The sequence below is a fragment of the Erythrobacter sp. S249 genome, from assembly GCF_057364975.1.
Genome location: NZ_CP200287.1, coordinates 2,212,216 through 2,226,987, shown reverse-complemented (window position 1 = coordinate 2,226,987; position 14,772 = coordinate 2,212,216). Strand labels below are relative to the sequence as shown.

Genomic DNA, 14,772 nt, shown 5'->3' with positions numbered 1-14,772 from the left:
TGGGCGAGCAACTCGCGAGTGTCAATTGCGCTGTTTTTTATCAGCAAGAGCGGTTATGCGCGCGGCTACTATGCCGACACAACCTGAACTGAAGCCCTGGATCAACGAAATCCGCGCCTATGTGCCTGGCAAGTCCAAGGCCGACGACGGGCGCGAACTGATCAAACTGTCAGCCAATGAGAACCCATTGGGGTGCAGCAAGGCCGCGCTGGAAGCTCTGCGCGAACCCGGCCATCCAGAGCTTTATCCTGATCCCGGCGCACTTGCTCTAACCAATGCGATTGGCAAGCTGCACGGCATTGACCCCGCCCAGATTGTCTGCGGCACCGGTTCTGGAGAGCTGCTGCACTGCGCGGTCCAGGCCTTTGCGGGACCGGGCGATGAGGTGCTGTTTTCAAAATACTCCTTCTCGCTCTACCCGCTGATCGCGCGCAAAATTGGCGCGGCACCGGTATTTGTCGAGGATGATGATTTTGTCGCATCGGTCGATAACATCCTTGAGGGCGTCACTGACAAGACCAAGGTGGTCCTACTCGACAATCCAAACAATCCGGGCGGCACCGCAATTGGCCAGGGCGAAGTGCGCCGCCTGCATGCAGGCCTGCCGCCCAGCGTGCTGCTGGTGCTGGACCAAGCCTACGGCGAATATGTCGAGGACGACATGGACGATGGCGGCCTTGAGCTGGCAGCAAGCGCTAACAATGTACTGGTGACGCGGACATTCTCCAAAGCCTATGGACTGGCCGGTCTGCGGATCGGATGGGCAACGGGTGCGCCCAATCTGATTGATGCGCTCAACCGTTTGCGCGGGGCCTTCAACGTTTCAACCCAAGGGCAAAACGCCGCGATTGCGGCCTTGGCGGACCAGCAATTCGTTGCAAACTCGCGCAAAGTGAATGCCGCGGGCCGAGCGAAGCTGAACGAAGCAATCGCCGCGCTTGGCAATCACGGCCTGCGAGCGATCCCGAGCCAAGCGAACTTTACACTCGTCCTGTTTGAAGGCGATGTCAGCGCCGAAAGCGCGCTCCAAGCCCTCAGCGAAGCGGGATATGCCGTGCGCCACATGCCGGGCCAGGGCCTGCCCAATGCGCTGCGCATCACGATTGGCAGCGAGGAGCATATGGAAGAGGTTGTCGCCACTCTGCGCGCGCTATGCGGAGAGCCAGCATGACCATTCAGTCGGTCGCCATCATCGGCCTTGGCCTGCTTGGCGGCTCTATCGGCCTCGCGGCGAGCGAACATGCGCCAGAGATCACAACCTTCGGCTATGATGCGGACCCCGCCGTGCGCGACGCCGCCCGCAAGCGTAGCCTAACCAGCCAAGTTTGTGACAGCGCCGAAGACGCCGTGCGCAGCGCCGATCTCGTTATTCTATGCGTGCCTGTCGGCGCGATGGCGAGCGCCGCAAAAGCTCTTGCTGGCGCGCTTAAGCCGGATGCGATCATCAGCGATGTTGGCTCCTCCAAGACCAGCGTTCTGGCTGATCTCGCCGAAGCATTGCCCGGCCACACGATTATCCCCGCGCACCCCGTTGCCGGGACCGAGCAGAGCGGGCCGGAGGCTGGCTTTGCCTCGCTGTTCACCAATCGCTGGTGCATCCTCACTCCGCCTGATGGCGCGGATGCGGCTGCTCTGGAGGCTCTCAAAGGCTTTTGGACAAAGCTGGGCGCGCGGATCGAGATCATGGATGCCGAGCATCACGATCTGGTGCTGGCCGTGACCAGCCATATCCCGCACCTCATCGCCTTCACGATCGTCGGCACCGCCAGCGATCTGGAAGAGGTGACACGCGGCGAAGTGATCAAATATTCCGCCGGTGGTTTTCGCGACTTCACCCGGATCGCCGCATCCGATCCGGTTATGTGGCGCGATGTGTTCTTGAACAACAAGGCTGCCGTGCTCGAAATGCTGGGGCGTTTCAGCGAAGACCTAACCGCATTGCAGCGCGCGATCCGATCAGGTGATGGTGAAACGCTGGAGGAATTGTTTAGCCGAACGCGGACAATCCGGCGCAAGATTATTGAAGAAGGTCAGGACGATGAGAGTCCAGACTTTGGCCGGGATCATTGAGCGCATTCATCGCTTCATGAACCCGCTGCTCTGCCTCTTCGCGCGGTAGGCCGGGCGGGACCATCTCACCCACCTTATAAGTGATCACTCCAGAGCGCTTGATCCAGCCATGGTAAAGCGGCCCGCTGTTCACGGCGACAGGCACCACCGGCAATTTGACCATTTTGTAGATGCCCGCAAAGCCCGCGCGCATTGGCGGGCTCTCACCATGCGGCACACGGGTGCCCTCTGGAAAGATCACGAGGGGTCGTCCTTCCGCCACCATCCCCTTCGCCGCGTTTAGCATTTTGCGCAGAGCGCTGGCCCCGCCGTCGCGGGAAACCGGGATGAGGCCATAGATTATCGCAGCCCGGCCCCAGCCGGGAATGTCGAACAGCTCCCGCTTCGTGAACACAGCAGGCCAGCGCAGCAATGTGGGTGTGTCAATCGCTTCAAAGAAGCTCTCATGCTTGATCACATAAAGCACGGGTCCGGTCGCGAGCTCGCCCTCGACCTCAACCGTGATGCCAACAATCACGCGCAGGCACCAGCGGTGCCAATCGGTCCAGCGCCGCACAATGCCGCGCAGCGCCTCTTGCCGGAAAGTCAGCGCCAAAACAGCGGCCACGACCAGCATCGCGCTAACCCCGTAGAACACGGGATAGAACACCATGCTGCGTAACGCGCTGATAAGGCTCCTAAACATCGCCACGCTCTTTAGAGATTGACCACGCCCGCCGCCCAGCTCGCCAGCAGCTTGTGATATTCAAGAAATAGGCTGGAAAGGCTGGGGTTGGAGGTCACCGCATCGCGCACCACGACGACGCCGTCGGGCAGCTTGCGCGACAATTCGCCAGCCGCGCGCCGCATATGCCAATCGGTTGTGACCAGCCGCAAAGATTTGATCTCGTTGGTTTTAACCCACTGCGCCGTTTCAGACGCATTGCTGCGCGTATCAACAGCCGCAAAACCAAGCGTGACGCAGCATTCCATGCGCGCGTCAGCAACGGCGAACTCGGCGGCGAATTCCGCCGGTTTCACCTCGCGGTCGACCCCGCTAACCAGCATCTTTTCCGCCGCCCCGCTGTCGAGCACTTCCAGCCCGCGCGCGATCCGGCCTGCGCCGCCGGTCGGCACAATCACCGCATCGGTTTTCGTTGCCGCCTCGCCAGCAACCGGTGATGGTTGAGGCAGAGTGGTGGCGAAGGCCAGAAACCCGATCGCCCAAAAAAGGAAGATCGCGGAAAGAATGCGTTTGATCACAGCATCCTCCGCAAGGCCATCAGAATGGTGTAACGCCCAGTTACCAGGGCCAGTGCAACGCCCGCAAATGGGATAAGCGCGATGATGATCCAATCGCTCATACCCAGAACGCCGCCCGCGACCATCCCGCTATCCAAAGCGGCAAATTGCCGTCCGAGCAGCCAGACCGCGCCCGCGCCCAGCCCTAAGCCCACGAGCCCGCCAAAGGCCGCATCGCGCACAACTGAGCGCTGGAATATCCGTGTGATCTGAGCATCGGTTCCGCCCAGCAAATGCATGATCTCAACCGTTTCCCGGTGGTTGGAAAAGGCGCTGCGAGCGGCCAGCCAAACCGCTGCGGCGCAAGCAAAGGTGAGCAAGGCGATCAGGGCAAGCGCCAGATATTGCAGCGAAGACAGCGCCGAATAAACCGGCTGCAGCCAGTCTGACTGCGCATCCACGCGGGCGCCCGGCACGTCGGCATCAAGCGCCGCCTGCAGCCGCGCGATTTCCTCTGGCCCGCTGGCGCTGTTCAACTGCACATCAATCAGCGCCGGAATCGGCAAATCCTGACTGCCAGCGCCATCGCCCAGCCATGGGCGTAGCATCTCATCCAGCTCTTCTTCTGGCACCACCCTAAGGCTCGCCACGATGTCTTGGGCGGTAAGCACTTCAGCCGCTGTCGCCGCCTTCTGGTTCCGCAGCGTTTCATTCGCCTCAGTGATTTGGATCGTAACCGCGCCTGACAATTCAGCGCGAGCATTGCCCGTGAGATTGTTCAAGGCCAGCCCGCCAGCAGCTGCGATCACGACCAGAGCAATCATAATCGCAATCACCCAAGGGATCGGTCCAGACAGCCGCGCCTGCGGCACCAATAGCGCAGCGGCGCTGCCCTTCAGCCGCCCCGGCGCTTTTGCTGGCGTGCTATCGGCCAGCTCTGTTGCAAATGGCGGCGTGCTCATTGCCTGGCCCCCATCGGTCCAGTGCTGCGCGGCGGAAACTTGAGCGCGCCCGTTGGATCAGTAAGGCGGCCTTTATTGAGACGCATAATCAGCGATTCTGGCACTTTCTTGAGCAAGTGCACATCGTGAGTGGCGACCACAACTGTGGTGCCAAGCCGGTTCAACGCCTCGAACAGTCGCAGCAGCTTGAGCGCCATTTCCGGATCCACATTTCCGGTTGGCTCATCAGCGATCAGCATATCGGGCCGCCCGATCACCGCGCGCGCAATCGCAACGCGTTGCTGCTCTCCGCCAGACATTGTCGCGGGGCGAGCCTTCACGCGGTGCGAAAGCCCAACCCAATCGAGCATATCATCGACCGGCTTTTGCAGCTCGCTTTCCGGCACACCGGCCAGCCTCAGCGGCAATGCAACATTATCGAAGGCGGTTAGGTGCTTTACCAGGCGAAAGTCCTGAAACACCACGCCCAACCGTCTGCGATAGGTCGGCAATTGCTCCCGCGGCAGAGTGATCATGTCCTTGCCGAACATGCGGATGCCGCCGCGTGAGGGACGCTGAGCCAGGTAGAGCAGTTTAAGCAGGCTGGTCTTACCAGCCCCGCTGGCTCCAGTGAGGAAGTAGAAACTGCCGGGGAAGAGCGTGAAGCTGAGATCGCTCAGCACCTCAGGCTCGGTGCCATAACGCAGCCCGACATTGTCGAAATTCACCGTATCGCCTGCGCGCTCATTCATAGCCATGCCCCTATCCGATGCCTGCCGAGGGGAAAAGCCCATAGTGCTCAACGCGCGAAACAAGCGCATCAATGTGGAAAAAAGCCAACATTTGCGACCCAAAGGCCCCGATGCACTTGTGCGCAACTTACGGGCGCGTATTGCCTTACTAACCATGATTATAGCCTGCCCCGCCTGCAACACACGCTATGTTGTCCCGGACAACGCCATTGGCGATGATGGGCGGACTGTGCGCTGCGCGAAGTGCAAGCACAGCTGGTTTCAAGAGGCGGTGTTTGATTTGCCGCCGCAGGATGAGGTCGCCGCGCCAGAGCCAGTTGCCGAGCCGGCGCTACCTCCACCCGCTGCGCCTCCGGCTCCACCACCGCCTGCTCCAGAACCTGAGGCAGATGCGGACGAAGCGCCCAGCGCGCCTTCGATCAACCATTGGCGCACCAGCGACCGCCCCGCTGCCGCAACGGACGCCGTCAGCGCAGCGGCGGCCTCAGCCGCTTCGGCAATTCATCAAGACCGCACACCGCTTGGCCAAGAGCCTGAGTTCGATGACCGAGCAGTGCCAAGTGACGCCGCCGAGGACTTTGCTGAAGAAAGCGCCAATGCCGATATCGGCCCAGCCGTGTCTTACAGCGAGAGCAGCTATGGCAGAGAGGATGCCGACGAGCCCGCTGAGGCAGAAGAATATGACAGCGACGAAGGCTCGCGTTTTGATTACCGCCCGCCTTTCACCGCGCGCCGCAACCCGCTCAAAATGTGGACGGCAGCCGCGGCGATTTTCGCATTGCTTGCCGGCGGCACAATCGTAGCTGTGAATTATTACGGCATGCCCGATTGGGCACCGTTCAATCGGCCTGTGTTCGGGATTGGGCAGTCCGACCTGGAGCTGGATTTCCCCGCCGCTGAGCAGCGTACCGAAACCCTGCCTAGCGGCACGGAGATTTTCCGCGCGCGCGGCACCATCACCAACACGGGGCGCGAAACAGTTGACGTGCCTTCACTGCGCATCGTCCTGCGCGATGAGCGAGAGCGGATCGTGTTCGATTGGAATGTCGCCCCGCCCCAGTCTCAGCTGGCCCCGGGCGAGACCATGACAGTGACCGAAGCGATCACCGATGTGCCCGCCACCGCCCGCTTTGCGGAAATCGGCTGGGCTCCGAACTAAGCGCATTTTCCATGCAATTTTGCCGCGACACAGCAAAGTGCTTGCCGTGGCCGATACCCCTTGCTAGGGGCGCGCTCCTACCGAGGGGAGAGGCACCGCCTACCCCTGCAGACTGTGTGCGGTCGTGGCGGAACTGGTAGACGCGCAACGTTGAGGTCGTTGTGGGCTAACGCCCGTGGAAGTTCGAGTCTTCTCGACCGCACCAAACAGTCCTGATTTCCAGACTGCAGTTACCTGAGTACGCATCTTCTGCCTGCAAAGGCGGGGTTTTGCGCCGCCATGGTGACAACAGCCTCAAGCTTGCAGCCAGAGATTTAAGCGATGCCTGCGAATAACTCACCGAAATTGGGTTAAAGCCTCCATTCGCGCAGAACTCGGCTGCAAAACCATGTTTTCGTGAGTGGACTTGTGCGCTGATCGATGGCTTGGTGGCTGTGTGGATAGACACACCAAACAGTTGATTGTCGGCATTTGCACTCAGATCGGCATCGAGATGGAAGACAACAACTTCCTAGCGCTTAAAGTTTCTTCCGAACCCTCAGACGAACTGAATGCGGTCTTGGATCAACTGGAGCATTCGAGCGACAGAATCTCCGCGCTAGTCCGTGAGGCTCGCGTCTTGAGTGAATGACGGCAACGCGCCCCAATCCAAGACGTAGCCATTCGAGATCTTAGCGCCCGAAAGCAGACATTACCCGAGGCCATTCCGGCCAAGGAGAATGACAATGACGTATTCACACTTTGACCCCGCTGCCCAGAACCGAGTGCCTTGGAACTTTGGAGCGAAGATCGGTCCGAAGCGACCCTTCAATCAGAAGCAGATTTGGGCGATCTGTTTCTTCCTAGATCGGGAGAAGCGCATCAGAGATCGAGCGCTGTTTGATTTGGCCATCGATAGTAAACTAAGAGGCTGTGATCTCGTTGAGCTGAAGATTGGTGACCTAGTAAGTGGTCCGGAAATCAGGACGCGCACGACGGTCACGCAGCGCAAGACAGGACGCCCCGTTCAGTTCGAGATAGCGGCTGACGCGCGAGCAAGCCTGTTGGCATGGCTTGAGCTAAGAGGAGGTGACGTCGAGGACTTCGTCTTCCCGAGCCGAGTTGATCACACCCGGCACTTGAGCACTCGACAATACGCTCAGCTTGTTGATGAGTGGGTTGCGGCCATCGGCCTTCGACCAGAAGAATATGGGACACATTCTCTTCGCCGCACTAAGGCTTCGATCATTTACAAGGCTACGGGTAACATTCGGGCAATCCAGATATTGCTTGGTCATTCGAATATTGAGAACACTGTTCGATACCTCAGCGCCGACATAGAGGAAGCTCTCACACTTGCCGAGAAGACCGAGATCTGACTGGAATTGGGCGCTGGCGCCGAATGACGCAGCGTCTGCTTTTGGGGGCGGGGGCTGACGTGAGGTTGGTTGAGAACGTGGTATAGAAGTTCGCACTTTTTGTGCAGGTTCGCTCCAGAAAGCCGCCAACGTGCGCTTAGCTATTGCGCGGGGAGCGCTAGCTGAACGCCTGAGCTTGCGGCTGACAGCTCGCCCTGATTTGCTTTAAGGGCATCAGGTCGCTCTGCGCTGGGGTAAGCTGCGGCGAGCAAATCCAAAGCCTTTGTGATCCGCTCATGGAGCGGCTCGTTGGCGGCTTTGATTGCATCTTTGGAAGCAGCGAAGGCAGTGACGCCGGTTTTGTAGAAGCCATAGCCGTCCAAATATGGCTCATATCGCTCAGAACTGGCTGCTTCCCCATGCATAGAGACGGCCCTGTCGATCATGTCCGCGACGATCCTTGCGGAAACATCTGCCTCATCAACTCCATTGTCTGGGGCTTTATTGGCGGCACCGCGCAACGCCGCAATAATGCCATCATAGTGGGCGTTTATTTGCGCAGCGCTCTCGCCGTCTAGAGCGCCCGTCGATGCGGCCACCAAGAGTGGTTTGAAATCAGCCACCCCGCGCTGTTCAAAAACTGGATCCATGTCGATCAAGACTTCGGATACGGGATGCGCAAACATCTCAGCCGCTGCATCGGTTTTCCCGAGTACGAAAGCATCACGCGCCGCAATGACATGCGCCTCAACAATGGCGAGCGCCGTTCCGTAGACAACTGGGTCGTTGCCAGCAGCGCTAACTTCAACACCGCCTTCGCCCTCTCCGCCTTCACCTTCGCCAGCTTCGCCCGTTTGCGCCGCGTCGTCGCCGTAAGCAGTGGCTGCGTCGGCGTTCGGCTCTTCAGAGCAACCTGCCAGACCGGAACCCATCAATGCAGTTGCAACTCCAAGGCCGGTCCAAATTTTCAAAGTCGTTTTCATCAGTTGCACTCCCGCGCAGGTTGTTCGTTTATTGCGATTAGTACTGTCATTCAGCCGGTTGTGCTTCGGCATCGTCTGCCACTTGAAGGCGGCCACGCTGGTTCTTGCGCGCCTTCAGGCTCCACCATGCCAGCCCCGCAGCCAAGGCAACGCCCAAAAGTGAGATGCTTAGGCCTGCATTGGAAAGAGCGTCCAATCCATAACGGCCAGCGTAAATGGCGAGCACTAAGACCAAGCTTGTCAGCATGAACGCACGACCAAGGCTGTGAGTCTTTTCGCGCCCGACAAAGCACGAAGCAATTAGCGCCGCGACAAGGCCGATCCAGAACATCGCGACCAAACTACCACCGCTCATGCCAATCAGCGCAGCCGCCAAGGTCGAGGCGAGCATTGCAGGGGTGCCCCAAATGAGCCCAATCCATACCGCAGCAAGCTTCGGTACTGGCCTGCCGTTCGCCTCGCGTTTCGCAAAGTAGATGCTCAAGCCGCTGGCGATAATGATGCAGAGGCCAACGCCGAAAACCAGGTAGGCCAGCTTTACAAGCAGACCGCCCCAATTGCCGAAATGCACATTGTAAACCGCGCCAGTGATCTGTTGTCCCACCGTACCGTCGGATATTCCAACATTCCCTTCGTAGCCGCCTTCTGCGGTGAAATTATAATATTCACCGAAGATGAGACGATCAGGGTGTTCCGCGATAATGGAGCTGTGTTGCCCCGCCGTACCGGGGTCGTGGAGAATGAAATAGGTGACATCGAGATCCGGGAATTCGCGCGCCATATATGTCAAAGGCGTGCTTATCGTTGCCACCTCGGCAGGGGCCGAGTTTTCTGCCGGTTCACTACCAAAGACTGGGTTGAACACAGCGTCTGTATCGTTGCCAAAACCCGCCGCTGCGATGGCAAAAGCGAGGATGCTGGCAAGGCCGAGTATCGCACCTGTCAGGGCATTGGAGAGATGGAACGGCAACGTCCAAACGCTCAGGCGATTATGCAGATCAACGGTCGTTAGACGCCCCGCACCCCTGCGGAATGTAAACGCGTCACGAAAGATGCGCGGGTGAGCCAGCAAGCCCGAAAACGACATTGCGATGAGCATCGCGCCCAACGCTCCCACTACGGTGAGGCCAAGGATTTGTGGCAAGTGCAAATAATAGTGCAGGTCGAGCAGGAACTGCGTCCAGGGAAACGCCTCCTTCGCAGCGATCGTGCCGTCGGGCGCAGCGAAGAACGCCTGCGTATCGGTGGTGATAACTGTGCGCGGCAAATCCTCCTGCGGGAAGTTCACATAAAGGTGCGTCGTCGGCGTCTCTTCGCTTCTGAACACCTCCAGCGCTGCCATTTCAGCCGCCTCTGGAGAGATACTCTCCATCTCTGGCACGTTCGGCTGTTCCCAACGCTGAAATTCATGATTGAACACCGAAAGGGTGCCCGTGACGGCAAGGATGTAAATCAGCCCGCCAAAGATAACCGCGATCAGGCTATGCGCCTCAAGCGACTTTGCCACGCGGGTTGCCGAGGCCTTTGAGTTTGACGCTGACATCTCAGCCGCCCCCTTGCATTGTTGCGAGTATGATCGCCGCCGAGACAATGGCGAGCCCAAGCAGCACGGCTGCTCGCAAAAACGTGCTCGTCGAATAGCCGATGAACGTCGCAAGGCCCGCCCAAGTCATCGGGAAGGCAAACATTGAAAATGTCAGATTGGCCGCGTGCTCAAATCCCGCCGCGCGGCCTGCCATAAACAGAGCCGTGCAGCTCGCCAGCGCGGCGATCAGGGCAAGGATTGCAATCGCAAGGATTGATGCCGTGATGGACAATCCCTCATGCCCGACGCTGGTTTGCCCGCTTTGCTGTGGCTGGCGAGGTGTGATCGTCCGGCGCGTCTTTACCGGCGCTTTGAGCGCGGCTGCGATAATCGCGATCAAAGCGACCAGTGTGACCGCGACAACACCCAAGGCTGGTCCCTTGTCGACGCCGCTGGTCTGGCTCCATGAGATGATTGAGCCCAAGACCAGCACCCAGCCGGCCACCACGAGCGGCCAACTGCGCGCCTTGCGCTGCCATGCGAAATAGAGCGAGCAAACGCCCATCGCCGCCAGCGCCAATCCCAGGATTTGCCAGATCAACACAATGCGAACCCCTTAGAAGCGCACGCCAGCGCGGATCTGGATTGTGCGACCTTCGCCGGGGAAACAGTCTCCGCGCGACAGGCAGGTTCCGTAAAACTCGCTGTCAAAGATGTTTCGCGCATTCAGCGTGATGGAATACCGATCAAAGCTGTAGCCGATCAAACCATCGAAGACGGTGTAGCCATCGGTTTCAATCAAGACCGGCGTCGGCGCGAAACCGTTGGCGGCAAGAAAAGCTGTGCCGCTGCTTTCATTGCCTTCGGCGTAGCGGATGCCAGCGCCGACAACCAACCCATCCAGTTGCTCTGACGAAGGCTTCCAAGCGACCCAAGCGGAACCCTGCAACTCAGGCACACTTGGGAAGCGAACGCCGTCTGGGTCTTCGGTATCAATGATGCTGAAGGCTGCGTCGATCGAAACATCCCCGATGGCGGTCGTAGCCTCGATTTCGAAGCCACTGATCTTCGCAACCCCTTCCTGCTGCGAGGAGGCGTTGGGCAAGGCCGCCGGGTTGGGCAGATTGGACTGTTCAATGTCGAAATACGCGGCCGTGATGTAAGTGCGCGTCCCGCGCGGTTGGAACTTCACCCCGACTTCGATCTGCTTACCTTCCTGCGGCAGCAATGGCTCGTTGGTGACCGTGTCATTGCCAACGACAGCCTGAAAGCTCTCGGCATAACTGACATAGGGGTTGAGGCCGATATCGGTCTTGTAGAGCGCGCCAAAACTCAGGCTGGTGGCATCGTCATCTTGCGTGGTGGTGCCGTTGCCGGTCTCCAGTTCATCAAATCGAACGCCTGCATTCAGGACGAGATTGCCGACAGTCATCTGATTGTTGATGTAATAGCCGACCGTATCGATCTCGTTCACACTGCTCCCGCGTGCCGCCTCAAACAGAGCATCAGCGGGGATTTCTGATCCATCATAGACCGGGGTGAAAAGGTTGAAAGTGGTCGGCTGCGCATAGAGAAACGCGGCTTCCAACAGAGTGTCGACAGTCTGGTAATTGATGCCTGCTAGCACCTCATGCTCAATCGCACCGGTTGAGAATTGAGCGCGGAAGCGTCCGTCGATGGCGAACTGGTCAGAGCTTGCAGGGGCGTCATACCAGCTGCGCCCGATCGCCGTTCCATCGGCCAAAACACGCGGAGTGCCATCGCCAAGGAATGACACCCATGTCTGGCTGTAATCCGCGCTGTTGTCGCGATAACGAGCGGTCGCCTCGAAGCCGATGGCGTCGCTGAATTGGTGTTGGAGAAATCCGGTAAGCGAGAAGCTTTCGCTATTATAGCGATTGAAAGCAGGCTCCCCCACGTAAAGCGATCCGTCAACTTCCTCCGTAATGCCGCCTGAGCAGATATTGGGCTCTGAAACGGCGACATTATCGCTCGCGCATGCTGTCACTGCCAGTGGCAAGAACTGGTGCGCAGTATCGCTTTCCCGGTCCGTGTAGTTGGCTAGCAATGTAAGCGCGGTTTGGCCGTTATCGAACGTGATCGACGGCGCGATAATAAATGCGTCATCATTCACAAAATCAACCTGCGTCCCGGCATCGCGGTAGAGCGTGACTAGGCGCCCGGTAACGGTTCCATCACCGGAAAGATCGACGCCAATATCGGCGGAAATCTGGGCCCGATCGAATGTGCCATATTCAACGAACACTTCGCTGCCAATGTTGTCTGGCCCAGCACGCTTGCTGACGGTGTTGAGGATACCGCCGGGCGATCCTTGCCCATAGAGAACTGACGCTGGTCCTTTGAGAACTTCGACCTGTTCAAGCGTATAAATATCAGAGCGGGCGTTGTTGTAGAAACCAAACAGCACCTGAATGTTGTCAAGATATTCAGGAACATCGAGACCGCGAACCCGGGGGAAGTCTCCCCGTGTCGAGAATCCGAATGTGTCACCAACCACGCCAGCGGTGTAGTTCAAAGTGTCATCTAGAGTGAGCGCACCACGCTCGCGCCACGCATCATTGGTGATGACCGAAACTGATCGAGCGGTTTCTAGGATTGGCGTTTCGGACTTGGTTGCGCCGAATGTTGAGACTTCGCCGGTGACAACGATTTCGGCTTCGGTATCGGATGAACTGGCATCCTGCGCGTCTTGCGCATAGGCATTAGATGCAAAGCATGTGGATGCGAGCAGCGCTATCTTGAGCGGCGTAGTCGATGATTTAAACAAGTGATGACCCCTTCGGTATTCGAATGCGGAGCCTCGTGACCATGTTGCTCTTGCGAGTCAATTGCAAAATGAATTTCTTTTGAGCGCTGCGAAGATAAGGAGTCAGAATCGACCGATTGCTGCCCCAGCGAAAACAGGCCACTGCTAATGAGCACAGAACGCCGACCAACGAGGGCTCGCAGAGCGTCGGCTATTGGGTCGGTTGCCGACAGTCGGCATCGAGCATCGATCGGTCAGAAGTCGATGTTCTGCTGTCGGCCCATCTTGAGCCATTGCTCGATGACCGAAACTGGAGGTGAAAGCGGAACAAAAACTTCGGATCAGAAACGTAGCTTGGCCCAAGCGATACCGCAGATTTACGACATGGCTCACGTCGAAGAGAAAAACACGCGTATCCTTTCTAGCCTTGCGCGCAGTGTCTGTTTTTACGAACGCTCGCCCCCGCGCACGTTATGTACGCGGGGGTCAACATGGCTTTCGAAATCAACGCTGGATCAATGCAGCGTCCAGTTACAGCGGACCATGTAATGCCCGCCATGATCAAGATATGTCACTGTTTCATGTGGCGTGCTGGTTGAGCCGTCGAGGAACTCATCCGGCACGTTGAGGATCACCGCCATGCTGCGAACGTTCTCGAACACCTCTGGATTGACTGCGCCGGAAATCCAAGCGCCGATCAAACCGACCAGTGCGCCAACAACAAGCCCAATCAGCGATCCAATTAGAGGAGCGATCGATGTTCCCAGAGCTGTACCAATGCCCGCACCAATGGCTGTGCCAGCCGCAACCGAAACCGCGGTAATCAAAGCGCTCAGATCAGCTGAGCTAGCCACTGCTAGATCCTCCAGAATTTCAACAAACTTATCGTTTGCATCCTTCTCTGACATTAGCAGATTGACCAAGAACGTATGCGGAAAATCAAGCCCCGTGAGGCCCCAATTGTTCAGCACATAAGGCGGTGAAAACGAGCGGTCATCACCCGTACGATAGCTGCCAGCTGACATCGGGCCGAACATCCCGACGGTTGCATCGGTAGGTGCATTCTCCATACCCGAGGTATCGGTCCCGCCCAGCTCAATTTCATCCGCGCCGATTTCTCCGCCGTTAGTATCACTAAGGCAATCTACCCGGTGAAGATTGAAACGCAGTTCAGTGCGAGGTGTCGGTGCGGGTGCAGGAGTAGGCGTGCTTGTACCAGGAAATGATACTGGCGCTGCGACAATCACACCGCCGGGAAAGAACCTCCAACCCCAGATCCGGCGAAGGTATTGCCGTTTCAATTTCGGCAGCGGGGCCGAGCCGGACCAAATACGAATTTGGTACCGTAATTCTGGCGTGAGCTTCGACAGCGCGGCAATTGCTGCACTGCGAACTTTTGCATCTTGCTGATCTGTGATCGCCTTGCCAGTCTTACGATCTAGCCCAAGCGGTGCGAGCATCTTGGTAAGTGAATGACGGTCAAAAACACTTTGCGCGCCTTTCAAATCGATCATTTTGGCTGACTTTGCCATCACCAAAGCTTCGCGATTGCGGTCATCCCCTAGCTCTTTTGCCGACTGCTGAAGGTATTTCAGCACCTTGTCTGCACCAATTTCAGCGACATCCTTTGCCATTCGCGCTTTGTGCCAAGGCATCGCGATTTGACCATCGAATTTACGTTCTGAATTAGCCAAAGCGCGTTGAGCATTTTTGTCTTTCATAATCACGCTAGACAACTGCTGTGCGGTTCGAGATTTGCCCGCCAGCATTACCTCAATTGCATCTGTCAACATCGATGCACCGAAGCTTGTTTCGAACTCGTTCAATGCGATTGCGGCGTCGCGCAATTCATCAAAGCTGATTTTAACAGATTCTTCCATCTTAGCTCTCCTGAATGGCTCGTATGGAGCCGTTTTGTAGTCAGCGTGCTGCAGTAAAACTGCTGCTGGGCACGCAAATCAGGAGCTAGATTTTCATTTTTCTTTACGCATAACCCATTTAGGGTAGAATGGCATAA

At 57.8% G+C, this 14,772-nt stretch carries 13 protein-coding genes and 1 tRNA gene; 5 read left to right on the top strand and 9 right to left on the bottom strand.

Features of this window, described 5'->3' with window-relative positions; all coding sequences use genetic code 11:
• The first annotated feature begins 70 nt into the window (after positions 1-70).
• Both hisC and AC0V6V_RS10595 read left to right on the top strand, forming a co-directional pair.
• Positions 71-1,171 (top strand): histidinol-phosphate transaminase, encoded by a 1,101-nt coding sequence (gene hisC, locus AC0V6V_RS10600; RefSeq protein ID WP_486165356.1) that lies wholly within the window; start codon positions 71-73, stop codon positions 1,169-1,171.
• Entirely contained in the window at positions 1,168-2,070 is a 903-nt protein-coding gene (locus AC0V6V_RS10595) for a prephenate/arogenate dehydrogenase family protein (protein WP_486165355.1), read from the top strand. The genes hisC and AC0V6V_RS10595 overlap by 4 nt, the downstream gene beginning before the upstream one ends.
• Here AC0V6V_RS10595 and AC0V6V_RS10590 read toward each other — a convergent pair.
• The 4 genes from AC0V6V_RS10590 to ftsE are packed head-to-tail and all read right to left on the bottom strand — an operon-like array spanning position 2,018 to position 4,984.
• Positions 2,018-2,755 carry a lysophospholipid acyltransferase family protein gene (locus AC0V6V_RS10590; RefSeq protein ID WP_486165354.1) on the bottom strand — a complete coding sequence of 246 codons (738 nt, stop codon included), beginning with the start codon at positions 2,753-2,755 and terminating at the stop codon, positions 2,018-2,020. The genes AC0V6V_RS10595 and AC0V6V_RS10590 overlap by 53 nt on opposite strands.
• An 11-nt stretch (positions 2,756-2,766) precedes the next feature.
• Positions 2,767-3,312, bottom strand: coding sequence for a YdcF family protein (locus AC0V6V_RS10585; protein WP_486165353.1), 546 nt, complete (start codon positions 3,310-3,312; stop codon positions 2,767-2,769).
• Complete coding sequence (locus AC0V6V_RS10580) at positions 3,309-4,253, bottom strand: cell division protein FtsX (RefSeq protein ID WP_486165352.1); 945 nt, start codon at positions 4,251-4,253, stop codon at positions 3,309-3,311. Before AC0V6V_RS10580 ends, AC0V6V_RS10585 begins: the two co-directional genes overlap by 4 nt.
• Positions 4,250-4,984 carry a cell division ATP-binding protein FtsE gene (ftsE, locus tag AC0V6V_RS10575; RefSeq protein ID WP_486137454.1) on the bottom strand — a complete coding sequence of 245 codons (735 nt, stop codon included), beginning with the start codon at positions 4,982-4,984 and terminating at the stop codon, positions 4,250-4,252. Before ftsE ends, AC0V6V_RS10580 begins: the two co-directional genes overlap by 4 nt.
• A 154-nt stretch (positions 4,985-5,138) precedes the next feature.
• Here ftsE and AC0V6V_RS10570 point away from each other — a divergent pair, with 154 nt between their 5' ends.
• The 3 genes from AC0V6V_RS10570 to AC0V6V_RS10560 all read left to right on the top strand — a co-directional run bounded on the left by AC0V6V_RS10570 (position 5,139) and on the right by AC0V6V_RS10560 (position 7,501).
• Complete coding sequence (locus tag AC0V6V_RS10570; protein WP_486165351.1) at positions 5,139-6,143, top strand: zinc-ribbon domain-containing protein; 1,005 nt, start codon at positions 5,139-5,141, stop codon at positions 6,141-6,143.
• Between the two features lie 118 nt (positions 6,144-6,261).
• Positions 6,262-6,348: transfer RNA gene (locus AC0V6V_RS10565), tRNA-Leu, on the top strand.
• A 520-nt stretch (positions 6,349-6,868) separates the two neighbouring features.
• Positions 6,869-7,501: a tyrosine-type recombinase/integrase gene (locus AC0V6V_RS10560; RefSeq protein WP_486165350.1), complete on the top strand. Its 633-nt coding sequence runs from the start codon at positions 6,869-6,871 to the stop codon at positions 7,499-7,501.
• Positions 7,502-7,641: 140 nt separating this feature from the next.
• Here AC0V6V_RS10560 and AC0V6V_RS10555 read toward each other — a convergent pair whose 3' ends face one another.
• The 5 genes from AC0V6V_RS10555 to AC0V6V_RS10535 form a co-directional block, all read right to left on the bottom strand.
• Positions 7,642-8,463 (bottom strand): hypothetical protein, encoded by an 822-nt coding sequence (locus AC0V6V_RS10555; protein WP_486165349.1) that lies wholly within the window; start codon positions 8,461-8,463, stop codon positions 7,642-7,644.
• Between the two features lie 46 nt (positions 8,464-8,509).
• A complete protein-coding gene (locus AC0V6V_RS10550) occupies positions 8,510-10,006 on the bottom strand; it encodes a PepSY-associated TM helix domain-containing protein (RefSeq protein ID WP_486165348.1) in 1,497 nt (498 codons plus the stop codon).
• A 1-nt stretch (position 10,007) separates the two neighbouring features.
• Positions 10,008-10,592 carry a hypothetical protein gene (locus AC0V6V_RS10545; protein WP_486165347.1) on the bottom strand — a complete coding sequence of 195 codons (585 nt, stop codon included), beginning with the start codon at positions 10,590-10,592 and terminating at the stop codon, positions 10,008-10,010.
• A 12-nt stretch (positions 10,593-10,604) separates the two neighbouring features.
• Positions 10,605-12,776 carry a TonB-dependent siderophore receptor gene (locus AC0V6V_RS10540; RefSeq protein WP_486165346.1) on the bottom strand — a complete coding sequence of 724 codons (2,172 nt, stop codon included), beginning with the start codon at positions 12,774-12,776 and terminating at the stop codon, positions 10,605-10,607.
• Positions 12,777-13,270: 494 nt separating this feature from the next.
• The gene (locus AC0V6V_RS10535) at positions 13,271-14,635 is read right to left on the bottom strand and encodes a hypothetical protein (RefSeq protein WP_486165345.1); all 1,365 of its coding nucleotides are present in this window, start codon (positions 14,633-14,635) and stop codon (positions 13,271-13,273) included.
• Positions 14,636-14,772: the final 137 nt, after the last annotated feature.

Bases quoted from the DNA above. Each gene is read 5' to 3' on its own strand.
- hisC (WP_486165356.1), top strand. From the start codon at position 71: ATGCCGACACAACCTGAACTGAAGCCCTGGATCAACGAAATCCGCGCC.
- AC0V6V_RS10595 (WP_486165355.1), top strand. From the start codon at position 1,168: ATGACCATTCAGTCGGTCGCCATCATCGGCCTTGGCCTGCTTGGCGGC.
- AC0V6V_RS10590 (WP_486165354.1), bottom strand. From the start codon at position 2,755: ATGTTTAGGAGCCTTATCAGCGCGTTACGCAGCATGGTGTTCTATCCC.
- AC0V6V_RS10580 (WP_486165352.1), bottom strand. From the start codon at position 4,253: ATGAGCACGCCGCCATTTGCAACAGAGCTGGCCGATAGCACGCCAGCA.
- ftsE (WP_486137454.1), bottom strand. From the start codon at position 4,984: ATGAATGAGCGCGCAGGCGATACGGTGAATTTCGACAATGTCGGGCTG.
- AC0V6V_RS10570 (WP_486165351.1), top strand. From the start codon at position 5,139: ATGATTATAGCCTGCCCCGCCTGCAACACACGCTATGTTGTCCCGGAC.
- AC0V6V_RS10560 (WP_486165350.1), top strand. From the start codon at position 6,869: ATGACGTATTCACACTTTGACCCCGCTGCCCAGAACCGAGTGCCTTGG.
- AC0V6V_RS10555 (WP_486165349.1), bottom strand. From the start codon at position 8,463: ATGAAAACGACTTTGAAAATTTGGACCGGCCTTGGAGTTGCAACTGCA.
- AC0V6V_RS10550 (WP_486165348.1), bottom strand. From the start codon at position 10,006: ATGTCAGCGTCAAACTCAAAGGCCTCGGCAACCCGCGTGGCAAAGTCG.
- AC0V6V_RS10535 (WP_486165345.1), bottom strand. From the start codon at position 14,635: ATGGAAGAATCTGTTAAAATCAGCTTTGATGAATTGCGCGACGCCGCA.